26 protein-coding genes are annotated in these 26,912 nt (G+C 45.5%); 20 read left to right on the top strand and 6 right to left on the bottom strand.

What is annotated here, in order from left to right; genetic code table 11:
* Positions 1–59 precede the first annotated feature (59 nt).
* Together ubiT and ACYJZR_RS12030 are read left to right on the top strand one after the other, a co-directional pair.
* The gene (ubiT, locus tag ACYJZR_RS12035; protein ID WP_005490392.1) at positions 60–587 is read left to right on the top strand and encodes a ubiquinone anaerobic biosynthesis accessory factor UbiT; all 528 of its coding nucleotides are present in this window, start codon (positions 60–62) and stop codon (positions 585–587) included.
* Positions 571–1,074 (top strand): GNAT family N-acetyltransferase, encoded by a 504-nt coding sequence (locus tag ACYJZR_RS12030; RefSeq protein WP_017447717.1) that lies wholly within the window; start codon positions 571–573, stop codon positions 1,072–1,074. Before ubiT ends, ACYJZR_RS12030 begins: the two co-directional genes overlap by 17 nt.
* Before the next feature lie 67 nt (positions 1,075–1,141).
* Here the strand turns inward: ACYJZR_RS12030 and ACYJZR_RS12025 are convergent, their stop codons facing one another.
* Entirely contained in the window at positions 1,142–1,591 is a 450-nt protein-coding gene (locus ACYJZR_RS12025; RefSeq protein WP_005456073.1) for a hypothetical protein, read from the bottom strand.
* 51 nt (positions 1,592–1,642) lie between these two features.
* Between ACYJZR_RS12025 and ACYJZR_RS12020 the strand changes: the two genes are divergently transcribed.
* The 10 genes from ACYJZR_RS12020 to deoD all read left to right on the top strand — a co-directional run bounded on the left by ACYJZR_RS12020 (position 1,643) and on the right by deoD (position 11,735).
* The gene (locus ACYJZR_RS12020; RefSeq protein ID WP_025441388.1) at positions 1,643–2,041 is read left to right on the top strand and encodes a DNA polymerase III subunit psi; all 399 of its coding nucleotides are present in this window, start codon (positions 1,643–1,645) and stop codon (positions 2,039–2,041) included.
* A 65-nt stretch (positions 2,042–2,106) separates the two neighbouring features.
* Positions 2,107–2,562, top strand: a complete 456-nt coding sequence (gene rimI / locus ACYJZR_RS12015; protein WP_005494078.1) for a ribosomal protein S18-alanine N-acetyltransferase — start codon at positions 2,107–2,109, stop codon at positions 2,560–2,562.
* Positions 2,563–2,683: 121 nt separating this feature from the next.
* Positions 2,684–4,273 carry a peptide chain release factor 3 gene (gene prfC / locus ACYJZR_RS12010; RefSeq protein WP_005456063.1) on the top strand — a complete coding sequence of 530 codons (1,590 nt, stop codon included), beginning with the start codon at positions 2,684–2,686 and terminating at the stop codon, positions 4,271–4,273.
* A gap of 84 nt (positions 4,274–4,357) precedes the next feature.
* On the top strand, positions 4,358–4,555 hold the full coding sequence (locus ACYJZR_RS12005; protein ID WP_005456108.1) for a DUF5363 family protein: 198 nt from the start codon (positions 4,358–4,360) through the stop codon (positions 4,553–4,555).
* Positions 4,542–5,315, top strand: a complete 774-nt coding sequence (locus ACYJZR_RS12000; RefSeq protein ID WP_023584076.1) for a TatD family hydrolase — start codon at positions 4,542–4,544, stop codon at positions 5,313–5,315. Before ACYJZR_RS12005 ends, ACYJZR_RS12000 begins: the two co-directional genes overlap by 14 nt.
* A gap of 204 nt (positions 5,316–5,519) precedes the next feature.
* Complete coding sequence (locus tag ACYJZR_RS11995) at positions 5,520–6,803, top strand: NupC/NupG family nucleoside CNT transporter (RefSeq protein WP_005456066.1); 1,284 nt, start codon at positions 5,520–5,522, stop codon at positions 6,801–6,803.
* Positions 6,804–7,384: 581 nt separating this feature from the next.
* Complete coding sequence (gene deoC, locus ACYJZR_RS11990; RefSeq protein ID WP_406966161.1) at positions 7,385–8,161, top strand: deoxyribose-phosphate aldolase; 777 nt, start codon at positions 7,385–7,387, stop codon at positions 8,159–8,161.
* Between the two features lie 97 nt (positions 8,162–8,258).
* Positions 8,259–9,587 carry a thymidine phosphorylase gene (deoA, locus tag ACYJZR_RS11985; RefSeq protein WP_005494080.1) on the top strand — a complete coding sequence of 443 codons (1,329 nt, stop codon included), beginning with the start codon at positions 8,259–8,261 and terminating at the stop codon, positions 9,585–9,587.
* A gap of 68 nt (positions 9,588–9,655) precedes the next feature.
* Entirely contained in the window at positions 9,656–10,876 is a 1,221-nt protein-coding gene (locus ACYJZR_RS11980) for a phosphopentomutase (RefSeq protein ID WP_005456086.1), read from the top strand.
* A 139-nt stretch (positions 10,877–11,015) separates the two neighbouring features.
* The gene (gene deoD, locus ACYJZR_RS11975; protein WP_005456104.1) at positions 11,016–11,735 is read left to right on the top strand and encodes a purine-nucleoside phosphorylase; all 720 of its coding nucleotides are present in this window, start codon (positions 11,016–11,018) and stop codon (positions 11,733–11,735) included.
* Positions 11,736–11,821: 86 nt separating this feature from the next.
* On the opposite strand, the gene ACYJZR_RS11970 is transcribed toward deoD, so the two are convergent.
* Positions 11,822–12,427: a YtjB family periplasmic protein gene (locus ACYJZR_RS11970; RefSeq protein WP_005481596.1), complete on the bottom strand. Its 606-nt coding sequence runs from the start codon at positions 12,425–12,427 to the stop codon at positions 11,822–11,824.
* A 91-nt stretch (positions 12,428–12,518) separates the two neighbouring features.
* Here ACYJZR_RS11970 and serB point away from each other — a divergent pair, with 91 nt between their 5' ends.
* Entirely contained in the window at positions 12,519–13,499 is a 981-nt protein-coding gene (gene serB, locus ACYJZR_RS11965) for a phosphoserine phosphatase (protein ID WP_020841223.1), read from the top strand.
* A gap of 42 nt (positions 13,500–13,541) precedes the next feature.
* Here serB and ACYJZR_RS11960 read toward each other — a convergent pair whose 3' ends face one another.
* Positions 13,542–15,890, bottom strand: coding sequence for a PilZ domain-containing protein (locus tag ACYJZR_RS11960; RefSeq protein WP_021822854.1), 2,349 nt, complete (start codon positions 15,888–15,890; stop codon positions 13,542–13,544).
* A 136-nt stretch (positions 15,891–16,026) separates the two neighbouring features.
* Between ACYJZR_RS11960 and radA the strand changes: the two genes are divergently transcribed.
* A complete protein-coding gene (gene radA, locus ACYJZR_RS11955; RefSeq protein WP_005456064.1) occupies positions 16,027–17,406 on the top strand; it encodes a DNA repair protein RadA in 1,380 nt (459 codons plus the stop codon).
* A gap of 216 nt (positions 17,407–17,622) precedes the next feature.
* Positions 17,623–19,713 (top strand): elongation factor G, encoded by a 2,091-nt coding sequence (gene fusA / locus ACYJZR_RS11950; RefSeq protein WP_005456593.1) that lies wholly within the window; start codon positions 17,623–17,625, stop codon positions 19,711–19,713.
* 200 nt (positions 19,714–19,913) lie between these two features.
* Here fusA and ACYJZR_RS11945 read toward each other — a convergent pair whose 3' ends face one another.
* Positions 19,914–20,840 carry a LysR substrate-binding domain-containing protein gene (locus tag ACYJZR_RS11945; RefSeq protein ID WP_024699390.1) on the bottom strand — a complete coding sequence of 309 codons (927 nt, stop codon included), beginning with the start codon at positions 20,838–20,840 and terminating at the stop codon, positions 19,914–19,916.
* Between the two features lie 98 nt (positions 20,841–20,938).
* On the opposite strand from ACYJZR_RS11945, the gene ACYJZR_RS11940 reads away from it, so the two are divergent.
* Complete coding sequence (locus tag ACYJZR_RS11940) at positions 20,939–21,148, top strand: DUF1127 domain-containing protein (protein WP_005456575.1); 210 nt, start codon at positions 20,939–20,941, stop codon at positions 21,146–21,148.
* 55 nt (positions 21,149–21,203) lie between these two features.
* On the opposite strand, the gene ACYJZR_RS11935 is transcribed toward ACYJZR_RS11940, so the two are convergent.
* Together ACYJZR_RS11935 and ACYJZR_RS11930 are read right to left on the bottom strand one after the other, a co-directional pair.
* A complete protein-coding gene (locus ACYJZR_RS11935; protein ID WP_029854321.1) occupies positions 21,204–22,895 on the bottom strand; it encodes an AMP-binding protein in 1,692 nt (563 codons plus the stop codon).
* 148 nt (positions 22,896–23,043) lie between these two features.
* Complete coding sequence (locus tag ACYJZR_RS11930) at positions 23,044–23,769, bottom strand: helix-turn-helix domain-containing protein (RefSeq protein ID WP_005456623.1); 726 nt, start codon at positions 23,767–23,769, stop codon at positions 23,044–23,046.
* Between the two features lie 329 nt (positions 23,770–24,098).
* Here ACYJZR_RS11930 and ACYJZR_RS11925 point away from each other — a divergent pair, with 329 nt between their 5' ends.
* From ACYJZR_RS11925 to cpaB, 4 genes are all read left to right on the top strand, one after another.
* Entirely contained in the window at positions 24,099–24,272 is a 174-nt protein-coding gene (locus tag ACYJZR_RS11925) for a Flp family type IVb pilin (RefSeq protein WP_024699388.1), read from the top strand.
* Positions 24,272–24,760, top strand: a complete 489-nt coding sequence (locus ACYJZR_RS11920) for an A24 family peptidase (protein WP_070225523.1) — start codon at positions 24,272–24,274, stop codon at positions 24,758–24,760. The genes ACYJZR_RS11925 and ACYJZR_RS11920 overlap by 1 nt, the downstream gene beginning before the upstream one ends.
* Before the next feature lie 62 nt (positions 24,761–24,822).
* Entirely contained in the window at positions 24,823–26,136 is a 1,314-nt protein-coding gene (locus tag ACYJZR_RS11915; RefSeq protein ID WP_005456587.1) for a hypothetical protein, read from the top strand.
* 13 nt (positions 26,137–26,149) lie between these two features.
* Positions 26,150–26,905 (top strand): Flp pilus assembly protein CpaB, encoded by a 756-nt coding sequence (gene cpaB / locus ACYJZR_RS11910; RefSeq protein ID WP_005456561.1) that lies wholly within the window; start codon positions 26,150–26,152, stop codon positions 26,903–26,905.
* The last annotated feature ends 7 nt before the right edge of the window (positions 26,906–26,912 follow it).

Here is a 26,912-nt window from a genome sequence, read left to right as displayed (position 1 = left end):
TCGCGGTGGTGCGATTGCGTAATATGAGCGACCTAATGACAAAGTAACGGATAATGAACGTGTTAAACAAGATTCGCAGTCAACTAGTAAAGAACGCAGCCAACATTTTGCGTTCTCCAGTCCAGTTATTACCACAAACAGTTCAACAAAAAGCCTTGCTTGAAGGGCTGAAAATGGTATTCAAAGAAGCGTTAGAAGATGGCGACTTTGAATTCCTTGAAGACAAGTGGTTAAAAGTTGCGATTAAAGACTTGAACTTAGCATGGTACATCAGCTATCAAGATGAAAAATTAGTCGTCGCTGAAAAACCAGTTCAGGAAGATGTGAGTTTTAGTGGTAATCTAAACGACCTAGTACTGATTGCTGGTCGTAAAGAAGACCCTGATACACTGTTCTTCCAACGTCGCCTTTCAATTGAAGGTGACACTGAGCTTGGCTTAGAAGTGAAAAACTTGATGGACAGTGTCGACTTAGAGCAGTTACCAAAAGCAATGCAAGTAGCGCTGAACCAACTGGCTGACTTTGTCCAAAAAGGGGTTCAAGAGCCTGCACAACAACCCGGAGTAGCGAATGCTTATTCGAACTGAAGCCCCTGCGGACATTCTGACCATTGACCGCCTATTGAAACATGCGTTTCCAACCGATGCAGAAGCCAACTTGGTGATGCGTTTACGTGAAAACGGCAAGCTGACCTTGTCGCTGGTGGCGTGTACGGATGAAGGTGAGGTAATTGGCCATGCTTTATTTAGCCCAGTTACATTAAATGGTGAAGATTTGTCGTGGCAAGGGCTTGCACCATTGGCTGTTCATGAGGACTATCGCCGTCAAGGCATTGGCGCTGAACTCATTAAAGAAGGTTTCGAATCTCTGCGTGATTTCGGTTATCCAGTCTGTGTCGTGTTGGGTGAACCTAACTACTATGCACGACAAGGTTTCAATGCTGGTGAAGAGATGGGCTTTGAATGCGCTTGGGAAGTGCCTGAAGGTGCGTTTCGAGTAGCTGAACTCGTCGAAGGCCAATGTGCAGGACGTTCTGGACGCATTGATTACGCGCCAGAGTTCTCAGAGCTTTAAATACTGAAACAGCCCGCTGAAATAGCGGGCTGTTTGCTTTTCATCATTCATTCGACAAGCATGACGTTTATTGAGCGTTTTTGGTTCTTTTTTTGCCCCAGATTTCGACTTTTGCTTTTTTGCTGACACCCAACACGTCGAGCTTCATGTTTCCCCAACTGCTGTATTTCATTTCAAGGTGCTTAAGTTTCGCGTCCTCCGCTCCTGGTAGTGTCCAAGCTCGCGTTGACATTCCGTTGGTGAGCGTGCCCATTGAAGTGAGTTTTTTCTCGCTGCCGTCGGTCATGGTGACTTTGATGTCTTTTAAATCGACGGTGCCTTGAATGCACTTTATTTTGATTTTACTGAAGTTACGGTTTTTGAGCAGACTATTTGGCGTAACGGTGTCTGTCTCCGTTTGGAAGTTGACGGTCTTGGTTGCGATCAGCTCCCAGTCATCATTATTGCTGCTCGCAAATGTGGAAAAACTGATGGTCGCTACCATCATCACAGTAAAGAGTGATTGGAAAAGCTTCATAACACATCTGACTTTTTGATAGGATTGCCTCGTTCAAACAGGTGACGAAAAATGTCAATTAACGAGAAACAGTATTTACACGAAATGGGAATCACCTCGTGGGAGTTGATTCATCCAGAAAGGTTGGCAGGCTATCAACCGCCAACTATAGATTTGCCAAGTTCTTGCAAACTTCTGCTGGTCTCACCCATCTGTCCTACGAATGAGACAGCGATACTGTTCGAGAAGATACTTAAAAGTATGAAATTAACGCTTGAACAAGCCATGCATATAGAGCCTGAGCGCCTTGCAATGCTTGGTGAACATCAGTTGGAGTGGGTATGGTTTGCAGGCTGTGAAAGTAACAGCATGGAAAATGCTAAGCAGCTAACCTCGCTGTTATTGCAAGACATAGATGGCAACAATGAACAAAAACGCGCACTTTGGCAGCAAATTTGTTCTTACTCGTAACGTTTGTAAAAGATCGAATACCAAGCTCTATTGTGGCGCGGTATTTCGACCTAATAGGTTAAATCATGACGATTGAAATTCTCCCAATGTGCAGTGAGCATGTGGAGCAAGTTTGGCAAATTGAACAGCAAGCGCATTCTCACCCATGGGCAGAGTCGTTAGTGCGCGATTTGTCGAGTCGCGGTGCGTGCCATCACGTGATGGTTGAAGACGGCTCGGTAGTTGGCTACTTTTATGCACAAAATATTGTGGGTGAAGTGACGTTACTCAATATTGCGGTTGCCCCTGCGCTACAAGGAAAAGGCTACGGTCAAAAGTTATTGGATGCCTTTCTGAATCACTGTGAGCAAGCCAAAGCAGACAGCGCGTGGCTAGAAGTAAGAGAAAGTAACCATCCTGCGATTCATATTTATGAGCAAGCTGGTTTTAACGAAGTGGATCGTCGTTATGATTATTATCCAGCTAAAACAGGCAATGGAAAAGAAGACGCGATCATCATGAGTTATCTCTTCTTTAACTAGACGTACTACTCGGGAAGTTGCCCCTAAAGCAATAATAGGCGAGAATACCGCGCAAAATTGAATCTACAAAAAGCGTGTTTGCTTTTCAGCAGGCATTCAGACATCAAAGAAGACCAGTTTCATGTCAAATACACCTTTTCTAAGCGAAGTTTCTAAACGTAGAACGTTCGCTATTATTTCTCACCCGGATGCGGGTAAAACAACCATTACCGAAAAAGTACTTTTATTCGGAAACGCGATCCAAAAAGCAGGTACTGTAAAAGGTCGTGGTAATGCACAGCACGCAAAATCTGACTGGATGGAAATGGAAAAGGAACGTGGTATCTCGGTAACCACTTCTGTGATGCAGTTCCCGTACAACGATTGCTTAGTAAACCTGCTTGATACTCCAGGACACGAAGACTTCTCAGAAGATACTTACCGTACTCTAACGGCAGTTGACTCGTGTTTGATGGTTATCGATGCGGCGAAAGGTGTCGAGGATCGTACTCGTAAGCTAATGGAAGTAACACGTCTGCGTGATACGCCAATCGTAACTTTCATGAACAAACTTGACCGTGACGTTCGTGATCCAATGGAAGTATTGGATGAAGTAGAAAACGAGTTGGGTATGATGTGTGCACCGATCACTTGGCCAATTGGCTGTGGTAAAGAATTTAAAGGTGTTTACCACATTCACCGTGACGAAACGATCCTTTATGAATCTGGCCACGGTCATGAAATTCAAGAAGTTCGCATCATCAAAGGTCTGGATAACCCAGAACTTGATGAAAAAGTTGGTGAAAGCCTAGCGGCAAGCGTTCGTGAAGAGCTTGAGCTAGTAATGGGTGCATGTCCTGAGTTTGATAAAGAACTGTTCCTAACGGGTGAATTGACACCAGTTTATTTCGGTACTGCACTGGGTAACTTTGGTGTTGACCATATGCTAGACGGTCTGACTGAATGGGCGCCAGCGCCGAAAACGCGTCAAGCGGTTGAGCGTGATGTTGAAGCGACAGAAGACAAGTTCTCTGGCTTCGTATTCAAGATCCAAGCAAACATGGATCCTAAACACCGTGACCGTATCGCATTTATGCGTATCGTATCGGGTACTTACACTCAAGGTATGAAGATGAACCACGTTCGTCTAGGCAAGCAAGTAAGTATCTCTGATGCGGTAACCTTCATGGCTGGTGACCGTTCACGTGCAGAACACGCTTACGCGGGTGACATCATTGGTCTGCATAACCACGGCACTATTCAAATTGGTGATACTTTCACGCAAGGTGAGTCACTGAAGTTCTCTGGTATTCCAAACTTTGCGCCTGAATTGTTCCGTCGTATTCGTTTGAAAGATCCATTGAAGCAGAAGCAGCTACTAAAAGGCTTGGTTCAGCTTTCTGAAGAAGGTGCGGTACAGGTATTCCGTCCACTGCAAAACAACGATCTGATCGTTGGTGCGGTAGGTGTGCTTCAGTTTGACGTGGTTGTGGCTCGCTTGAAGTCAGAATACAACGTTGAAGCAATCTACGAAGGCGTTAACGTAGCGACAGCTCGTTGGGTTGAGTGTGGCGATGCGAAGAAACTGGATGAGTTCCAGCGTAAGAACCAAGCGAACTTAGCATTGGATGGTGGTGACAACCTAACGTACATTGCCCCAACTATGGTTAACTTGAACCTTGCAAAAGAACGCTTCCCAGACGTTGAATTCCGTGCGACTCGCGAGCACTAATCAACCGCCGCGTTAAAGCAACTAGATTTTAAAACGCCCTTGGCTATAGACTTAGTCAAGGGCGTTTTTATATAAGGAAGAAAAATGAACTGGTTCAAACGTGGGTTAAAGCGTTACGACGATTGGTGTAAACAAATGGGATTAACGCCAGATCAAAAACGCAGCTGCGTCCCTTATCGAAAAGATCCTGCCCATCAAAACGAAGAGAAGGGCGAAGCTCTGTCTTTTTCTGACTCTCCGTCTGCTGGCGTCGATAAAAAGTCTCAAGATGAAGTTCTTTGATACGCACTGCCACTTTGATTTTGATGTGTTTCAAGATGACTTTGCGCATCAACTTGAGCTTGCTCAAACGCAAGGCGTCGCAAGAATTCTGATTCCTTCCGTCGGCCCGCAAAATTGGGCTCGTATTCAAACGTTGGCAGAGCAACACGCCAATTTGTATTACGCGCTCGGTTTTCATCCGTATTTTCTAGAAGATAACGTTGAGCAGCACCTTTCAGAACTAGAACGCTATCTCAACCAAAAATCGCCACAGTGTGTGGCAATCGGAGAGTGCGGACTAGACTTTGCAGTTAACGTAGATCCTGAGCTACAAGAAAGGGCGCTTGAAACTCAATTTGAGCTGGCAAGGCGTTTCAATCTTCCTGTCATTTTGCACAGCCGGAAAGCACACAATCGACTCATTCAAATGGTCAAAGCGGCGAAGTTACCTCGTGGTGGCGTTTTGCACGCGTTTGCTGGTAGTTATCAGCAGGGGATGGAGTGGGTCAGATTAGGTTTTTTCATCGGTGTTGGTGGAACCATTACCTATCCGAGAGCCCATAAAACTCGCGACGCGATTCAAAGATTACCACTCGAAAATCTAGTTATAGAAACAGATGCTCCAGATATGCCTATACTTGGTTATCAAGGGGAGCCGAATCACCCTGCCAAACTCATTCATGTATTCAATGAGCTCGCAGAGTTGCATAGTGTGCGAAAGCAATCGATTGCCACTCAGCTGTGGGAAAATAGCAATTTTGCTTTCTCTATCTGTGAATAAAATCTAAAGATGTAGTCTGAAATAGAAAACGTTTCCCTGCTTATTGTGAGATAACTCACAAAGGTGGGTGAATCAATGATGAATCTTATAAGAAAGTGTGAGGGTGGCATTACTTTAATTGATTCTGCGTGAGTATAATTGCCCCCGCTTTATAGCTCCATTTTGTAACACGCCAATAAATAACTTATAAGGAAGTCATAAACTATGAGCCTGTTTATGAGCCTAGTCGGTATGGTAGTGCTTCTTGCTATTGCATTTGCATTTTCTAATAACCGTAAAGCTATCAATCTAAGAACTGTGGGTGGCGCATTCGCTATCCAATTCGCATTAGGTGCATTCGTACTTTATGTACCTTGGGGCCGTGATCTACTGAACGGTTTCTCTACTGGTGTTTCTAACGTTATCAACTACGGTAACAATGGTTCATCGTTCCTATTCGGTGGTCTTGTTTCTGACAAGATGTTCGAAGTATTCGGCGGCGGCGGTTTCATCTTCGCTTTCCGTGTTCTTCCTACACTGATCTTCTTCTCAGCACTGATTTCAGTTCTTTACTACGTTGGCGTAATGCAGTGGGTTATCAAGATTCTTGGTGGTGCACTTCAAAAAGCGCTTGGTACTTCTCGTGCGGAATCAATGTCAGCAGCAGCTAACATCTTCGTAGGTCAAACTGAAGCACCTCTAGTAGTTCGTCCATTCGTTCCAAAAATGACTCAATCTGAGCTATTCGCGGTAATGTGTGGTGGTCTAGCTTCTGTAGCTGGTGGTGTACTAGCAGGTTACGCATCTATGGGTGTTCCTCTAGAGTACCTAGTAGCAGCATCATTCATGGCGGCACCAGGTGGTCTACTGTTCGCTAAGATTCTTCACCCAGAGACTGATCAGCCTCACGAAGATATCGAAGAAGCAATGGACGGTGGCGACGACAAACCAGCTAACGTAATCGACGCAGCAGCGGGCGGTGCGGCTTCTGGTCTACAACTTGCACTAAACGTAGGTGCAATGCTAATCGCATTCGTTGGTCTGATTGCTCTAGTTAACGGTATGCTAGGTGGCATTGGTGGTTGGTTCGGCATGCCTGAGCTAACTCTAGAACTAATTCTAGGTTACGCATTCTCTCCACTAGCATTCCTAATCGGTGTTCCATGGAACGAAGCAGTTGTTGCTGGTTCATTCATCGGTCAGAAACTAGTTATCAACGAATTCGTTGCTTACTTGAACTTCACACCTTACCTAGGTGACAGCGCTCAAGTAGTAGCAGCAACTGGTGAAGTAATGTCTGAGAAGACAACAGCTATCATCTCATTCGCACTATGTGGCTTCGCGAACCTTTCTTCTATCGCGATCCTACTTGGTGGTCTAGGTAGCCTTGCACCAAACCGTCGTTCAGATATCGCTCGCATGGGCATCAAAGCAGTTCTTGCAGGTACGTTGTCTAACCTTATGGCAGCGACAATTGCAGGCTTCTGCCTAAGCCTTGCAGCATTTTAATTAGAATCGGTTCTTAATATATAGACGCCGTTTTAAACCATGCCCTGTAGCAAGAGATTGCTGCGGGGCATTTTTCGTTTTTCAGGACCAAAATTTTTACGCTGAGTAAACCCAAGACATTGGTTTACGCAGCGAATGGAATAGCGGCTTGGAAATTTTGAGATACAAACCGTTTGCGCTCTATTTGGTGCTACAGTTTTGCGGTGAATATCTATAATGTAGTAATCACGAGATCATGGTTACGATAACCACTTAATCATAGAGTGAATATTACATACTCGATGGGCAAATGAATTGCCCTGCAATATCAGATCTAATAGGCGTTTCGCTGTGTGATGTGATATTAAAGACACCGCAATCATAGATTGTTGTGCCATAGGCCAAACTGGTACTGTGCGGTGACAAGGATAGCAATTGGCATATGAATTTTTCGCTGTATATGCCGAGTCTTCAGGGAACCAAGTCCGTTCATAAATAGACTGTTTAGCCAATTTCTCACACTATCTCGACTTGTTGATTATAGTTAGAGAAGTGATGTGAGGCTGAGTAGTGAATTTTTTGAATATTGATCGGAGATAGAAATGAGCGATTTAAAAGCAGCAGCGCTACGTGCACTAAAACTTATGGACCTAACTACGCTGAATGATGATGACACTGATGCAAAAGTGATCTCACTATGTCATGACGCGAAAACAGCAGTAGGCAACACAGCTGCAATCTGTATTTACCCTCGCTTTATTCCTATTGCTAAGAAGACACTTCGTGAGCAAGGTACGCCAGAAGTTCGCATTGCAACAGTAACGAACTTCCCACACGGTAACGACGATATCGACATCGCAGTTGCTGAAACAAAAGCGGCTGTTGCTTACGGTGCAGACGAAGTTGACGTAGTTTTCCCATACCGCGCGCTAATAGCGGGTGATGAGAAAGTAGGCTTCGAGCTAGTTAAGCAATGTAAAGAAGCTTGTGGTGACATTCTTCTTAAAGTGATCATCGAAACTGGTGAACTAAAAGAAGAAGCACTAATCAAGAAAGCATCTCAAATCTGTATTGAAGCAGGTGCTGACTTCATTAAAACTTCAACTGGTAAAGTGCCAGTAAACGCAACACCAGAATACGCTCGCATGATGCTTGAAGTTATTCGCGACATGGGTGTTGCAGAAACTGTTGGTTTCAAACCAGCAGGTGGTGTGCGCACTGCTGAAGACGCAGCTGCATACCTAGCAATGGCTGACGAAATCCTAGGTGACAACTGGGTTGATGCTCGTCACTACCGTTTTGGTGCGTCTAGCCTGCTAACCAACCTACTAAATACATTAGAAGTATCGGACGACGTCGCTGATCCAACAGCGTACTAATTCCAATAATACGTCTGAACGGTAGCACCTAAACGGGTGCTACCAAACCTCTTCTATCCTACTACAACCATGGCTCAAAAGAGCTTGGGAGGCACTAATGTATTTACCACAAGAAATCATTCGTAAAAAACGTGACGGCGAAGTCCTAACAGCCGACGAAATCAACTTCTTTATTCAAGGCGTAGCGAACAACACGGTATCTGAAGGTCAGATTGCGGCGTTTGCTATGACGATTTTCTTTAATGAAATGACCATGGATGAGCGCATCGCCCTAACGTGTGCAATGCGTGACTCAGGCATGGTTATCGACTGGAGCCACATGAACTTCGGTGGTCCAATTGTCGACAAACACTCAACCGGTGGTGTGGGTGACGTAACTTCTCTGATGCTTGGCCCTATGGTGGCAGCATGTGGCGGTTTCGTACCTATGATCTCTGGTCGTGGCCTTGGCCACACAGGCGGCACGCTAGATAAACTTGAAGCGATTCCTGGCTACAACATCACTCCAACGAACGAAGTTTTTGGTCAAGTAACCAAAGATGCGGGTGTGGCGATCATCGGTCAAACGGGTGATCTTGCTCCGGCAGATAAGCGCGTGTACGCGACTCGTGATATCACGGCTACCGTAGACAACATCTCACTGATCACGGCATCGATCCTGTCTAAGAAATTGGCAGCGGGTCTGGAATCTCTAGTGATGGATGTAAAAGTCGGTTCTGGCGCATTCATGCCAACTTACGAAGCGTCTGAAGAGCTAGCAAAATCTATCGTTGCAGTAGCAAATGGTGCAGGCACGAAGACTACCGCAATCCTTACGGACATGAACCAAGTACTGGCTTCTTCTGCGGGTAACGCGGTGGAAGTTCGTGAAGCGGTTCGTTTCCTAACGGGTGAATACCGCAACCCGCGTCTACTTGAAGTGACGATGGCATCATGTGCTGAAATGCTCGTGCTTGGCAAACTTGCTGAGAACACAGACGACGCACGCGCGAAACTGATGGAAGTGCTAGACAACGGTAAAGCTGCAGCTTGCTTCGGCAAAATGGTTGCGGGTCTTGGCGGTCCAGCTGACTTCGTAGAAAACTACGACAACTACCTAGAAAAAGCAGAAATCATCAAGCCAGTTTATGCGACAGAAACAGGTATTGTCTCTGCAATGGACACGCGTGCTATCGGCATGGCTGTGGTTTCTATGGGTGGCGGTCGCCGTGTTGCAACTGATGAAATCGACTACGCAGTAGGTTTTGATAACTTCATCCGATTGGGTGAAGTCGCTGATAGCGATAAACCTCTAGCAGTTATCCACGCTCGCAGTGAAGAGCAGTGGGAAGAAGCGGCAAAAGCACTGCGCAGTGCAATCAAAGTGGGTGGTGAATACACGCCAACTCCAGAGGTTTACCGTCAAATTCGTGCAGAAGACATCTAAAAGATTAAGTAATTACATAAGGCCTACTCAACCATAATAATTCGCCGAGTGGGCCTAAGGAAAGAGCAATGAAAAGAGCATTTATTTTAGTACTAGACTCATTCGGTATCGGTGCAACTGCTGATGCAAAAGAATTTGGTGATGTAGGTTCAGACACTCTAGGTCATATCGCTGACCAGTGTGAAAAAGGCTTAGCAGATAACGACAAACGTCAAGGCGCACTTCGCCTTCCAAACCTATCTAAGCTTGGTTTGGCGATGGCACATAAAGAATCAACAGGTCGCTTTGCTCCTGGCCTAGACGCTGATGCAGAAATCATCGGTGCTTACGGCCATGCTGCTGAGCTTTCTTCTGGTAAAGACACTCCGTCTGGTCACTGGGAAATTGCTGGCGTACCAGTTCTGTTTGACTGGGGCTACTTCACAGATAAAGCAAACAGCTTCCCTAAAGAGCTGACTGACCGCATTCTTGAGCGTGCAGGTCTAGATGGCTTCCTAGGTAACTGCCACGCATCTGGTACTCAAGTTCTTGATGACCTTGGTGAAGAACACATGAAGACTGGCCAACCAATCTTCTACACCTCTGCGGACTCTGTATTCCAAATCGCATGTCACGAAGAGACATTCGGTCTAGATCGTCTACTAGAGCTTTGCCAAATTGCTCGTGAAGAACTAGAAGATTACAACATCGGCCGTGTAATCGCGCGTCCATTCATCGGTCCTGGTAAAGGTCAATTTGAGCGTACGGGTAACCGTCGTGACCTATCTGTAGAGCCACCATCAGCAACGGTTCTACAAAAGTTAGTCGAAGAGAAACAAGGCAATGTGGTTTCTATCGGTAAGATTGCAGACATCTACGCAAACTGCGGTATCACCAAGAAAGTGAAAGCGACAGGTATTCCTGCATTGTTCGAAGCAACGCTAGAGCAAATCAAAGAAGCGGGTGATAACACCATCGTATTCACTAACTTTGTTGATTTCGACTCCGCTTACGGCCACCGCCGTGATGTAGCGGGTTACGCTGCGGCGCTTGAGTACTTTGATGGTCGCATCAACGAAGTGCTCGAACTGATGGGTGAAGATGACGTGCTAATCCTAACGGCTGACCACGGTTGTGACCCAACATGGCCAGGTACTGACCATACTCGTGAGCACATTCCAGTATTGGTTTACGGTCAAAAAGTGCCAGCTGGCTCTCTTGGTCGCCGCGAAACGTTCGCAGATATCGGCCAAACATTGGCGAGCTACTTCGGTACTTCTCCAATGGATTACGGTAAGAATTTCCTATAATTAGGATATTAAAAACTAGGAGCTGAATGCTCCTAGTTTTATGTTTGCAGTATGCAAGTACTGCTTGTCGGAAATGAGAATACTCTGGCTTACATCGCCTTAAGCGCGGAGCGCTAGAGAAAGGTTAAGGAAAAGAAAAATGGCAACTCCACATATCAATGCTGAAATGGGTGCATTCGCAGACGTAGTACTGATGCCAGGTGACCCGCTACGTGCAAAATACATCGCAGAAACCTTCCTTGAAGATGTTGTTCAAGTGTGTGACGTGCGCAATATGTTCGGTTACACAGGCACTTACAAAGGCCGTAAAATCTCTGTGATGGGCCACGGTATGGGTATCCCATCATGTTCGATTTACGCGACTGAGCTAATCAAAGACTTCGGTGTGAAGAAAATCATCCGTGTCGGTAGCTGTGGTGCGGTGAATGAAGACATCAAAGTACGTGATGTTGTGATCGGCATGGGCGCGTGTACGGATTCAAAAGTAAACCGCATTCGCTTTAAAGGCCATGACTTTGCGGCTATCGCAGACTACAAAATGGTTCGTGCAGCAGAAGATGCAGCAAAAGCACGTGGTATTGATGTGAAAGTCGGCAACCTATTCTCAGCGGAGCTTTTCTACACGCCAGATCCAGAAATGTTCGACGTAATGGACAAGTACGGCATTGTTGGTGTTGAAATGGAAGCGGCGGGTATTTACGGCGTGGCAGCAGAATACGGCGCAAAAGCTCTGACAATCTGTACAGTTTCTGACCACATCAAAACTGGCGAGCAAACCACATCAGACGAGCGTCAAACAACATTTAACGACATGATGCTAATCGCGTTAGATTCAGTATTGCTAGGCGATGCAGAATAAGCGACAAAGATTCATCTTCGCTTTCAAGAACTAAAAAACAGCCCGCTCAAAGCGGGCTGTTTTTTATTTGAAGTTGGCTGTTGGAATTACTTGGTCAGCAGCAAGTTTTCGGCTTTTTTACGGCGGATCGGCTGTCTACGTAAAATCATAATAAACAACATGCCACACACAAAACTCATCAAGACCATCATGTACATGTAACGATCACTCTTACGATAATGGTGATCAGAAATCGCCGTCACTCGGCCTGTCTCAAACGTCACACGTACAAAACCAATCACAGCACCATCAGCTAGGACTGGCTCGACCAATTGCTGGCGACCAATAGATGCGGTGGCCAGTGGGGTATCTAATCCTAGGACTTCACGGACAGACAGCGCCTCGTCACTCGATGCCAATCGCACACCTTGTGAGTCATAAATCGTGGCATCAAATACCAAACGGTCTTGCGCGAGCTGGTTGGTCAGCTTGAGCAATCGCTCTTGGTCTTTGGTTAATATCATTTCGCTGGCAGACAAAGATGCCTGCGAGATCAAAACCTTGGTGAGTGTTTCAAGCTGCTGCGCTTGAATCTTCTCGTTGCCCTTACTGATCACAACACTGTTTTTGATGGTGATGAATAACATCACGCACAGTAGGATTAGTGCCAGAATTCGCAGGGCATTCCTTACTGAGAACAAGGATTCACTCATGCTCTTTACTCATCCATTTAAAACAAAACAAAGACTTGCCTTTTTAGTTTGTTGAGGTAACGTTTTAGCAAAGTCATAAGGGATTATATACATGGACGCGTCAAAAAGCTTGCCTATCAGAAAACATACGACACTTTTAAACCGACTGCCCGAAACTCGATTTGCTACCCAGTTAGATAAAGCGAAAGCGAATTGGATCGTTTTTGCTGAATATCTTTCCCCTCGCCATTTTGAAGATATCGACTTCTTTACTGGTTTCTATAACCCGGTGTTAGAAACATGGAAAGTCGGTCAGTATGAAGTAGCATTGATGGCGGGCGAATTAACATCTCAACACGAAACCATCTTAAAAAGCCTCAACATTGATTATGCTTCTCTGAATGAAGTGCCGGATCTCTCTGCGCCTGGCTTAGTGGTGTTCGATATGGATTCCACAGCGATTCAAATTGAATGTATTGACGAAATTGCCAAACTGGCTGGAGTAGGGGAAGAAGTCGCCGAAGTAACTGAACGTGCGATGCAAGGTGAGTTGGACTTTGAACAAAGCTTGCGTCAACGGGTTGGTAAACTAAAAGGCGCAGATGAAGCGATTTTAGAGCAAGTGCGTTCTGAGCTTCCATTCATGCCAGACTTTGAAGCGTTGATTGCGACCTTTAAAGCGCTCGGTTGGAAAACCGCCATTGCATCTGGTGGGTTCACTTATTTCTCTGATTACATCAAAGAGAAAGTCGGTCTGGACTTCGCTCGTTCAAATCAGCTTGAGATCATTGACGGAAAGTTAACTGGGCAAGTGATTGGTGACGTGGTATCTGCGCAAACCAAGTCCGATATTTTGGTTGAACTGGCGGATGAATACGAAATTGAACAGCATAATACCGTTGCCGTTGGTGATGGTGCCAACGACTTAGTGATGATGTCCGCCGCAGGCCTTGGTATTGCCTACCACGCGAAACCTAAAGTAGAAGCGCAAGCACAAACCTCGGTGCGTTTTGCTGGGTTAGGTGGGGTGCTCTGTATTTTGTCTGGCGCGCTCGTGAAGCAGCAAAAAATCAGTTGGAAAGCGAAGCCTTAATAGAATCAGAAAGAAAAACACCGCCTATCTTGGCGGTGTTTTTTATTCCGTTAGTTCAAGTCTCACGACGACTTCTTCGGTTATGTCTTCAAACTCGCTGTAGCCAACCAAAGCCGTCAGCTCCTTTTCTAGTTTACTGGCTTGATGAACGCCAAACTGAGTAAGGTCACTCAAGTCCTGTCGTAGCAGCGACGTCATAGGATCAAAAATGGGTGCCGTGGACATTCGAAATACATAAAAATCGCCCATCATGCGCGCTTTTTTGATGAACTGAATTCGCTCTTTCACGCTATTAAATTCTTGGTGCAGTTTGGATTCGATAGCAGTGATCTTATTGCCGATTTTCGCTGCACTAATGTAGATGTCTTGGTGTCTCGCTTGTGCTCCGTCGACACGCTTAATTGGTTCTGCGATCAGCGTGCTAGAGCGGCCTTTAAAAATTGGCTCTAAAGAGAATTTTTGGTCGTGACCTAAGCGTGCAAACAACTCAATGTGTTTTGGTAACGGCAGGTTCACCCCAACCACCGGAGTTTTTAGTGCCGATGCTGTGCTTTTGCTGATAAAGATAGGTGTGCTTAACGTCCTTGATAGCAAAACGCTGTGCAGTCTTTCCAGTAATGCGTTGCTTGGTAACATCTCTTTTTGTGGGATCAGCTTATCTTGGTTGTGTTCAATGATGCTGTTGAAGAAAGCGATCACACGGATCGTTTTGCTGTTTTCATCAATAACCAATTGTACGCTGCAGCCGTCAGGGCTGACTCGAATAACGCGATATGGAACGGCCATGAGAGGCAGCTTTTTATCGTAAAGTTGTAACTCACGAAAGTTAACTTGCACTTCTTGTCCCGAGCGTAACATCGTTGGCTCATCTAAACGAATCCCCAAGCCTCGCTTAGAAATATCAACGGTTGAACCTGCTGCTTTTAACTCACCCGAACTGAGTTCAAGCGGCGTTTTGAATCGATAGCGTGGTTCTTTACGGCGCGATTGAGCATCGAAATAGATACCTTTAGGGTTGCCAGTGATTTTTCGAGGATGACGAAAGGCATTTAACGTGTTGGCTGGCAAACGCGGCTTTTCTGTTAATAGGTAATCTTGCCCCGACTTTTCGTCAGCGATTTCTTGCAAAATGCCGATATGAGTCAGTGACTGCGAGGTTTCGGCTAACTCTGGAGAGAATAGTGCGAGATCTTCTTTCTCTTGCTCAGATAACTCAAAAATAGAAATTCGAAACGCACGCCAACTTTCTCGCTTAGCCCCTAAATGCCAAAACAGCTGGCGTTGTTCGCGAGTCGCTTCGGGTCTAAGCATCGAGTAGAAGTACGTTTTGTTTTCATGTTCATGAGTAAACGAGTACAAAACGTTACTGGTGCCTTTCACGCCTTGTTTGATCAAAGAAGCGACGCGTTGCTCGTTAAACAAGGAGCCAAAGACTTGTTGATTTCTCTCATCGTGCCAGTACTGCCACAACTTTTGGTTGTTTGGTGTCAGCATCGCTAGCTTGAGTTCGTTACCATCAAAAAACAGTGGTAAGTTGCTCGTGTGTTTGAGTGCAATGTGCTCATAACCGCGTGTGCGTGCACGAATGATTTTATCTTGGTTGTCATGACGTGCGCGTTTGGCGGCACTGTTTAATGCTTCGTCGATGACGCGCGCAACGACATTGGTTTCCGTTAGACGAATGGTTCGTAGATAGCGCACTGCATCATTTTCATAGCAATCGTCTACGGCCAATACTCGATACGACAGTGGCTTTTCGATGCCCGCGACTTGCGACTTGCCTGCAAACTCGGTAAACGAAACTTGAATGATTTCACCAAGGTTGTATTTAAATGCGCTCGGGACTTTAAATTTTGCCCCAGAGCTCGACAAATCGATGCTTAATCCATGAAGGATTTGCCCTTTGGCGCGGCGAATTTCTACCTGCGACTGAACCTTCAACCGCTTTTCTTGGCGTTTTAAGTCGTAACCGAGGTGAACCGGTTCTGCGAGAAAGGGGCTTTTAGGATCGGTTAATGAATGAGACTTTTCCTGTGTGGCGAGCTTGCTCATCACACGAAAGTTATTGCGCGTGTTGACCAATGCTTCCCACATGCCTTCGGTGTAGGTGCCAAACTTTTTAATGTTCTTGTGATAAGCATTAAAAGCGACATCGTCCAACCAATGCGAAATGCCATCTAAAACATATTCACGACATTCGCCTTTGACGCGACCACGTAAATCAATGCTCTTCTTACATGGTGCCATAAGACGGTTCAGTTCCATCTTCACTAAGATTTTGGCCGACGGCGGCTCTTCCTCGGTCAATTGACCAAGGACAAAATCAAAGTCTTCAGAACCATAAACGGGAATGAGTCTTTCAGCGAGCGAGAGAATTTCAGATTGCTGCATTATTTCTGTTAGAGTATGTCGTTACTTTAATTTGTATCGACTAAGTAAAGTAAAACTTAAGTATATCAATAGTTCATTTCAGATTAGATCTGACTTGGCTGTGCTTGGTCACATTTGTAGAAAAAATCGAGGCATCATGGCGAAAGCAAAACGAGCGTATGTTTGTAATGATTGTGGCGCGGATTTTCCACGTTGGCAGGGACAATGTAATGCGTGTGGTGCATGGAATACGATCACAGAGGTGCGCATTGCTGCTTCGCCAACCGTTGCTCGCAATGAACGCTTAAGCGGTTATGCTGGTTCGGCGACAGAATCGAAAGTCCAAACCTTATCTGAAATCGATCTGCAAGAAGTGCCGAGATTCACTAGTGGTTTTAAAGAGCTCGATCGTGTGCTTGGTGGTGGTGTCGTACCTGGCGCGGCGATTCTGATAGGTGGTAACCCTGGCGCGGGTAAGTCGACGTTGCTTCTTCAAACTATGTGTACGTTATCAGGGCTGATGCCGACACTTTACGTTACGGGTGAGGAATCGCTTCAACAGGTTGCGATGCGCGCGTCTCGTCTTGGTCTGCCAAAAGAGCACCTGAAGATGCTATCAGAAACCAACGTCGATAAAATTTGCCAAATTGCAGAGAAAGAGCAGCCCAGAATTATGGTGATTGACTCGATTCAGGTTATGCATGTTTCTGATGTTCAATCGTCACCGGGCAGTGTTGCTCAGGTGCGAGAATCTGCGACGGCACTGACGCGATACGCAAAACAGAACAATGTTGCGGTATTTATTGTTGGTCACGTAACGAAAGATGGTACTCTTGCCGGCCCTAAAGTCCTTGAGCACATTATTGACTGCTCTGTCTTGCTTGATGGCGGAACGGATAGTCGTTTCCGTACACTGCGCAGCCACAAAAACCGTTTTGGTGCGGTAAATGAATTAGGTGTGTTTGCGATGACGGGGCAGGGACTGAAAGAAGTAAGTAACCCATCGGCGATTTTCCTTTCTCGTGGCGAAGAAGAGACGTCAGGATCTTCGGTCATGGTTGTGTGGGAAGGTACACGTCCTCTATTAGTAGAGATTCAAGCGCTGGTGGACTACTCGCAATTGGCAAACCCTCGTCGCGTAGCGGTTGGTTTGGAGCAGAATCGTCTCTCCTTATTATTAGCCGTACTGCATAAGCACGGTGGTCTGCAAATGGCTGATCAAGACGTGTTTGTGAATGTAGTCGGCGGCGTTAAGGTAACAGAAACCAGTGCGGATCTTGCTTTAGTGATGGCGTTACTATCAAGCTTTCGCGATCGTCCGTTGCCAAAAGATGTGGTGGTATTTGGCGAAGTTGGTTTGGCTGGCGAGATTCGTCCGGTACCTAGTGGCCAAGAGCGTTTGAACGAGGCATTTAAGCACGGCTTCAAAAAGGCAATTGTCCCGGCTGCTAATATGCCAAAAGGTGGCATTCCGGGGATGCAAATCCACGGCGTTAAGAAGTTGTCAGAGGCTATTGAGGCTTTTGACGAGCTGTAATGCTGAAAAAGAATGGTATTTGTGGGCTCACAAACTGTTCATTCCGTCCTGAATATAGAACGAATAAAGTACATAAATCGCTATGTTTGACTATCCTTTGAGGACGGAAAATTCACGTTAAAATTTTTTTTCTTCCATCTGCACGCAAGGGTATCAGTATTGACAGAATGTGATATACTCTGCGCGCACTTTATACCTTATTAACAGAGTAAGACAATGACTGATTTATCAAAATACAGAAACATTGGTATTTTTGCTCACGTAGACGCGGGTAAAACTACCTCTACAGAGCGTATCCTAAAGCTAACTGGTAAGATCCATAAGATCGGTGACACTCACGACGGTTCAACTACTACTGACTTCATGGAGCAGGAAGCTGAACGTGGTATCACTATCCAGTCTGCAGCAACAACTTGTTTCTGGAACGATCACCGTCTAAACATCATCGATACTCCTGGACACGTTGACTTCACTATCGAAGTTTACCGTTCTCTAAAAGTACTTGACGGTGGTATCGGTGTATTCTGTGGTTCTGGTGGTGTTGAGCCTCAGTCAGAAACTAACTGGCGTTACGCTGACGAATCACACGTATCTCGTCTGATCTTCGTTAACAAACTAGACCGTATGGGCGCAGACTTCTACAAAGTTGTAGACCAAGTACAAAACGTTCTAGGTGCAACTCCTCTAGTAATGACTCTACCTATCGGTATCGAAGAAGATTTCGTAGGTGTTGTAGACGTACTAAGCCAACAAGCTTACGTATGGGACGAGTCTGGCCAGCCAGAGAACTACGAAGTTCAAGAAATCCCAGCAGACATGGTAGACAAAGCAGCTGAATACCGTGAAATGCTAATCGAAACTGCTCTAGAGCAAGACGAAGATCTAATGATGGCTTACCTAGAAGAAGGCGAAGAGCCATCTGTAGAAGACATCAAACGTTGTATCCGTAAAGGTACACGTGACCTAGCATTCTTCCCAACTTACTGTGGTTCAGCGTACAAGAACAAAGGTATGCAACTTATTCTTGACGCGGTAGTAGATTACCTACCATCGCCAACAGAAGTTGATCCACAGCCTCTAACTGATCCTGACACAGGTGAAGCGACTGGTGAAGTTGCAACTGTATCTGCAGACGAGCCACTAAAAGCGCTTGCGTTCAAAATCATGGACGACCGTTTCGGTGCTCTAACCTTCATCCGTATCTACTCTGGTAAGATGAAGAAAGGCGACACAGTTCTTAACTCTGCAACTGGTAAAACAGAGCGTATCGGCCGTATGGTTGAGATGCACGCAGACGAGCGTAACGAGATCGATTCAGCACAAGCTGGTGACATCATCGCTGTAGTTGGTATGAAGAACGTTCAAACTGGTCACACTCTATGTGATCCTAAACACGAATGTACTCTAGAACCAATGATCTTCCCTGAACCAGTAATCTCTATCGCTGTTAAGCCTAAAGATAAAGGCGGTTCTGAGAAGATGGGTATCGCTATTGGTAAGATGGTTGCAGAAGATCCATCATTCCAAGTTGAGACTGACGAAGAGTCTGGCGAAACTATCCTAAAAGGTATGGGTGAACTTCACCTAGATATCAAAGTTGATATCCTAAAACGTACTTACGGCGTTGAGCTAGAAGTAGGTGCTCCTCAGGTTGCTTACCGTGAAACTATCACTCAAGCAATCGAAGACAGCTACACTCACAAGAAACAGTCTGGTGGTTCTGGTCAGTTCGCGAAAATCGACTACCGTATCAAACCAGGTGAAGTTGGTTCAGGCTTCACGTTCAAATCAACAGTTGTTGGTGGTAACGTACCTAAAGAATTCTGGCCTGCAGTTGAGAAAGGCTTCGCTGGCATGATGGAAACTGGTGTTCTAGCTGGCTTCCCTACTCTAGACGTAGAAGTTGAACTTTACGACGGTGGTTTCCACGCAGTTGACTCTTCAGCTATCGCTTACGAAATCGCTGCTAAAGGCGCATTCCGTCAGTCTATGCCTAAAGCTGGCGCGCAACTTCTTGAGCCAATCATGAAAGTTGACGTGTTCACTCCAGAAGATCACGTTGGTGACGTAATCGGTGACCTTAACCGTCGTCGTGGTATGATCAAAGACCAACAAGCTGGTACTACTGGCGTACGTATCAAGGGTGATGTACCTCTATCAGAAATGTTCGGTTACATCGGTACTCTACGTACAATGACATCTGGTCGTGGTCAGTTCTCTATGGAGTTCTCACACTACTCACCATGTCCAAACAACGTTGCTGAGCAAGTAATTGCTGACGTTAAAGAGCGTAACGCTAAGAAGTAATTCTTAAGTTAACTCTATGATTTTAAAGCCCCGCCTCGTGCGGGGCTTTTTATATCTATGGCCGAAAGTTGTTTGAAGAGTCATCAACGTTCATCTTTTAAGTTTGCTTTACTTTGATGCTGAGATGCTGGCTAACATTCATCACCGAACTTGGTCGTTCTCTTGCTGTTTAGCAAAACTCCTTTTGAAGTAAGACGTGCTTATTTATCGAGCTCGATAATTTCAAAATCTTGTGTCACTGACTTTTCAAATGTGTCTATCTCTTCTTTTAACCACTGGGCAAATAGTTGTGCTTTTGGTCGCTTCAAGTAACCCTTGGGTGCACATAGGTAGTACGCAAATCTAGGTTTTATCGCGATGTCGCCAATACGAACCAGTTTACCCGTCCGAAAATATTGATACGCCAAGCTGTGTTTGACGAGCGCTACACCTTGTAGGGATAACGCAGCTTCCAACACTAAGTGCGAGCCACTGTATTTTAAAGCGGGCTTTGCCGCAGAGTGTCCAAGTCTTGCTAACCACATGTTCCAGTCGAGATCGGGCCACACGTCTTCGATGAGCTCTGCTTTGCTTAAATCTTCGATGCTATAGATGCCATGTTCCTTCTGATACATAGGATGACATGCTGGGTAAAAGGCTTCGTCCATCAGCCACTGCGATTCTAAATTTGGGTATTTTCCTAATCCGTAGCGAACGCACAAATCTATCTGACTATCTTGAAAAGAGACAAGATCATTTGTGGGCTCTAGTAATAGGGCAATATCAGGATGACGTTGACGAAAGGCGGTGATTTTAGGCACCAACCAATGGTGGGCAAAGGAGGGCAGTGTTGATATTGAAAGATGGTTCGGGTTTGGATCCTGGTTGACAAGGCGTACGCCTTGCTGCAAATGGGCAAACCCTCTTTCTGCTTGAGTAAATAGCAGTTCCCCTTCTGGCGTCAGTACAATTTTTCTGTGTTGACGAACAAACAAGTCCGTCCCTAAAAACTCCTCAAGCTGACGAATTTGTTGGCTGATGGCTGCGGGGGTAACAAATAGATTCTTGGCTGCGGTTTTAAAACTGCCTTCCTTTGCTGCGATGAAAAAATAGTACAAGCCCTGTAATGGTGGCATTCGATCTTTCACATTAGTTTTCCTTAACTCAATGGCAGATTCTATCGTTTGAGGATATCAGCGTAGTCTCCGATTATTAACTGGTCAATATTGTAATAGGAAGCCGAAACATGGAAAACGTGACGCAAACTTGTGAACAAGTGATCCCAGTCAGTCGTCAGACTTGGTTACAGTTAATTTATTCTAAACTGGTAGTTTGGCGAAGGAACTATCGGACGCGCCGACACTTGAAGGACTTACCTGAACATTTGTGGGATGACATCGGATTAGAAGCGAATGAGATTCGTGATGAAGTCAGCAAACCATTTTGGAGAGAGTAGTTTGAAGCAAGAATAAAGAGCACTCCCCAATGGCTTTGAGGAGTGCTTTGCTTGGTTACAAGTCTTCTTCCCACAAGACTAATTCATCTTTCGGCCAGTTGTGGCCAAGCTCGTGGTATTTCTGTTCCAATACATGGCGTTTGATTTTGAGTGTTGGTGTCAACACACCATTTTCAATACTCCATGGCTCTTTGATCATCAATACGCCTTTGATCTGCTCATGAGAGGCCAATTCTTGATTCATGCGCGCAATGACTTTTCTTGTCGTACGAGCATAACGCTCTTTGTCGAAATGAGGAAAATCATGCGGCACTACGAGAAGAATAGGGCCAGGTAAACCTAAGCCGATCAGGCACATCATTTCTACACGGCTGTACTCGAAGAGTTTTTTCTCAATCGGTACTGGAGAGACAAATTTGCCCTTGGCGGTTTTGAACGTGTCTTTTTTGCGACCTTGAATGGTGAGGTAGCCATCTTTATCAATTGCGCCAATGTCGCCGGTGTGCAGCCAACCGTCTGAATCAAAAGATTCTTGAGTTGCGATGTCATTCTTGTAGTAGCCAGAGAACAATCCCTTACCGCGTACCATGATTTCGCTGTCATCGGCAATTTTTAACTCAATGCCGGGGCCTGCGTTACCCACGGTACCTATTTTATCTGCCCTAAATGGGTAGTTTATGGTGCTGTAAGCGAAGGATTCCGTCATCCCCCATGCTTCGGTGATGTTTAGGCCAACGCTGTGGTACCAATCTAATAGTGCGGGTGATACCGGAGCAGAACCACAACCCAAAACTCGCGCTTGATCTAACCCCAGCCCTTCGGCGAGCTTTTTCTTAATCAGCGAATTTACGAACGGTATTTTCAGTAAGAAATTCAATTTTTTCTGTGGAAGTTTGTCTTGAATGCGTTGCTGGAACAGAGTCCATAATCTCGGTACAGAAATGAACAAGGTTGGGCGGTGCATTTTCACGTCTTCGATAAAAGTATCGAGCGACTCTGGGAAAGCCGTTGGTACGCCACCCATGATGGATGAACCAAAAATATAAACGCGTTCAGTAATATGTGCCAATGGTAGGTAGGAAAAGAGTCGATCGTTAGCTTGAATGCCGATGTGGTTGATCAGCTGTTGTACTGACCAACTAAACGCTCCGTAAGTCAGCATTGCGCCTTTTGGCAAACCTGATGTGCCGGAGGTATACACCAATGACATCAACTTATCGTCGTAGTGTTGTGGACGCTCTTCACTTGGCACGGCATTCGCAATCAATGCTTTGAACTGGTATTGGCATTGTGGTGCCGAATCATACGGCAGCGCGATGCTGATAAGCTCTGGTATGGCATCAATGACTTGCTGAGTTGCTGCTGGGTCATCAAGCTTCCCCCCGATCAGCGCCTTACTTTCACTGTGAGTTACACAGTATTCAATCGTGTCGGCCCCTGCGGTAGGGAAAATAGGTACGCTTACGTAATCCCCTAGCATCATGGCCAAATCGCAGATAAACCACTCTGCGCAGTTTTTCGATACTAGTGCGACTTTATCGCCAGGCTGAATACCCAGCCCACGTAGTGCGCTGACGAGCTTGAGAGCCTGATCGGCGACTTCTGCGTAAGTAAACTCGACAAACTGTCGGTTAATGATTTGTTTTAGGTAGACCTCATTCGGGCGCTCCGCTGCCCATTTAAGAATCATTTCATTTGGTGGTGGGAGAGCGCAACCAGCAGTGCTATTTATTTTCGGCTGATTCATGTTTGGTGACTCCATGTCTTCTCGTTGTATTTATAATTGTTAATGCATTGTTAACTTTAGCATGTTGAATTACGACACGGGAACGCATTTTGATGAATTCTGTGGGAAAGTTAGCGTTAGATCGGCAAAAAAACGCTATGATTTGAGCTTAAAACTGTTGACGATAATTCGCCGGAGAAAGCCCCGTTTTCTTTTTAAAGATACGAGAAAAGTACGAGACATCGCGATAACCACATTGGTAAGCGATATACGCGATTTTCATGGATTCGTTCTCGATCAGCATTTTTTTGGCTAATGAAATGCGTTTCGCAGTCACATAGTCACGAAAACACATACCAACTTTGCGGTGAAACACCTTTGAGAAGTAAGTCGGAGAGTAATGGCACAGTGCTGCGGCTTCTTCTTCTCTTAGGTCTTTATGAACATTGTTGGCGATGTAATTGACGACATCTGAGAAATTGGACTTGCCATTGCGGGAAAAAATATTGTCCGCAGAAATTTGAGCGTCATCGACTTTGGCGTGTAAAAAGTATTTGAGCTTAGCTTGAGAAAGCCACACTGGTAGCGTGTTTTCATTGAGCTCATAACACTCAGCGGTGATGTGACTTGGCGGTAAGCAACACTCGGTGTTTTCTTTTGTGACAACAATCAGTTTCTTATCAAGGTTTTCACAAAGGGTAGCAATGCTTTTGGCATGGTCGGTTGGGTCATGGGTGATGTAGTAAAAGAAGTAGCAAAACTCTTTATCACTCAATACTGATATGTCGTTGCTGCAATCTAGCAAATCAAAATGCTGCTCAAACTCTGCCTTAAATTCTTCAGGCAGAGTGTGTAACGGCTCTCCAATCCAATAAGCTTTTGTCACTCTTTCCATATGACATCCTTTCAGCTTGAGTCGAAACAACGTTGTCCATGCGGTGTAAGTCGAGTCTCATTCCTTGAAATCAATAACTCACCCTTTCGTTTAAGCTTAGGTCTATTAATTCATACTGCAAGTGTGAGATATGTCGCATATGGTGTGGTTTTGTGTCTCATTTTTGATACATTTTAACGCTAAACACAAGGTGGGCAAAAAAGTACTAGTCGTTGGCAAAAAAGTCCTAACTCCCCATTTTTTCGGTGACTAAGGTTTAATCATGATTCAGGTGGATATGCACTTGCATCATTAACAAGCGAGAAAATGTTAAACAAGGGGATAAACTTATGGACAACTTTCGCAACCTAATCAAGGACTTCATGGAAGATGAAGAAGGTCTAACACTGCTTGAATACATCTTGGGCGCCGCTCTGATTGTAACTGCTTTCCTAACGTCTGGTTTCTGGACAACGCTAGCTGGCAAGTTCACATCAGTAGCATCTGAAATCAACAACTCGTAATGCTTAGTGAGTTAGTCATTTGGTCATTGTTGATTGCGATAGGTGTATCAGACGCCCAGAAGCACAGAATTCCTAATAAAGCCGTTTTGTTGCTTCTGGTCGCTGTCACTGCAAACGTATTGTACAGCCCGAGCGTGAGTCTTTTGGATCATGCGTATGGTGGACTGGTTGCGTTTGCAGTGTGCTTTGCGCTTTATCTCGTCAAAGCAATGGCTGGAGGAGACGTTAAATTACTCGCCGTCATAGGGGCATGGCTGGGACTGAGTAATCTGTGGGAAGCGTCTATCGGAATTATTCTCGCAGGGGGAATTGTTGGCATCTTTTATTTGATGCTTCACATTGCTTCAACGAGCGTTGCTCTAACTCATCAGATCAAGGGCTACTGCATTGAAAAAGTTACACCAGGCTTTAGGTCTAATAAGCCACTAGTGATTCCTTTCGCGCCTGTAATCGTAATCGGATTAGCTTATTTCTCCTACACGCACTAATACTTATAAATAGAAAAACATACGACATCAGTTGACTAGGCAACTTCAAGAGGGGAAGTATGATGGGCTCTGCGTATTGGGAAAAACTAGTGCCACAAATCAATCCACCAAAGGTGCCTTCCGCAGTGGAAGGTCTTGGGATCCCAGCTTCAGTCGTTGAAAACCTAGTTCTGAAACATCTGGCTGCTTATCCCAAATGTGATTTAGTTGAACTGACTCAACGTTTGTGTGTGGTTTCAAACATCGTTGAGCTTGCACTCGCGCAGTTGAGAAAACGTAGTTGGGTTGAGGTGTATCAGCCTGCGTCAGACAAACTAAGTCATTCGTATTCTAATGTTCGATATAGCCTTACCGAATTTGGTTTGGCTGAGGCGGATATTGCTTATCGAAAAGATCCCTACATTGGCCCAGTTCCTGTGTCGTTGGAAGATTATTGGACGGTTGTGGAAGGGCAAGATCTGCGTAAAAACCCGATCATGCGCGCTGATGTGGAGCGTGCGTTGTCCGATGTATTTGGCTCCGAGCATTTAATTCCAGTGCTTGGCCCGGCGATTAACTCAGGTCGAGCAATGCTGCTATACGGGCATGCTGGTACTGGTAAGAGTTACGTGGCTGCGCGTGTTTTGAATGCGATGAGTACGTCGGTTTTCATTCCTTACGCTATTTATGCTGATGGCAACATCATCAAAGTATTTTCCGAGCACCATCACCGTCGTTTAGACAACTCCCATTCTCAAGTATTCGTTAAGTTGGAAACGCATTACGACAAACGCTGGGTTCTGTGTGAAAGACCAAATATCCAAGTCGGTGGCGAACTTACGATGGATATGTTGGAAGTTAACCATAGCGAGCACAATAGAGTTTGGATTGCGCCGCTGCAAATGATGGCAAACAACGGCATTTTGGTTATTGACGATTTAGGACGTCAAGCCATGCCCGTTGATGCGTTGTTGAACCGCTGGATTGTGCCGATGGAGTATTTGTTCGACCATCTAGCACTGCCTAACGGCCAACAAGTTACCGTGCCATTTATGCTGACATTGGCTTTCTCATCCAACTTTGCACCGAGCAAAATTGCAGACCCTGCTTTTTTACGTCGTCTTGGTTACAAAATCGAGTTTAAACCACTGAGTTTGACTGACTATCAAGCCTTGTGGATGTCTCTCGCTAAAGACTATCAGATGACGTTAGTACCAGAGTTTTTCGAAACGTTAAGCCAACTACACCGTGACAATGATGTCGCTTACTTCCCTTGCTTACCAAAAGATTTATTGGGCATTAGCCGAGATATTTTGGTGTTCGAAGGGAAAGAGAAGATCGTCTCGTCAGACATATTAACTCGTGCCTGGGGACTGTACTTCACAGTGGATGAATAGGGAGATTTAAATTATGAGTCGGACTCAAGTCATCATGTTATTGCTGCTCTCCATTGTTTTCGGCCTTGCTGCCGTATTAATTGCCAAACAATGGATGGACGGCAGAAACCAGCCAACAGTAGAGCTCGAAGAGGTGGAACGTCACCCTGTTGTAGTCGCTACGATGGAGCTGGAGCCAGGCACCATTTTGGATGAAAAGCATTTAACCACCAAGTTAATGGAAGTGGACTGGATAGACGACGAAACACTCAAAGTGCCTGAGCAAGCTTTGGGACGTATCGTTGCAAACACCATTTACGCGGGCGAGTTAGTCAATCCTAATCGTCTTGCTCAACCTGGAGAGGGCGCAACGCTTGCGGCCTTAATTCCTGAGAACAAGCGAGCAGTCACCATTCGTGTAAATGACGTTATCGGCGTAGCGGGTTTCCTACTGCCGGGTAACAAAGTGGATGTGTTGAGCACGGTGAGCTATGGCAAAGGCAAGCAAGCGACCACACTCACGGTGTTAAAAAATATCAATGTATTAGCAGTCGACCAAACAGCAAAAACTAACGACAACAAACCCGTGATCGTTCGTGCTGTCACCTTGGAAGTTACCCCGAAAGAAGCGGAAAAACTGCTTTCTGCTAACAGCAAGGGTGAGATCCAACTGGCTTTGCGTAACCCTCATGAAGTCGATAAACCTGTTGTTGCAAAAAAATATACCCCTCGACCTAGTGTGACCATCATTAAGGGATCTCAGGCATCCAGTGTCCGAGTCAGTAATTAGGTGAATT

The organism is Vibrio sp. RC2502, assembly GCF_054850435.1.
The sequence above is the reverse complement of the archived record's forward strand: the minus strand, read 5'-3'. Positions and strand labels throughout refer to the sequence as shown.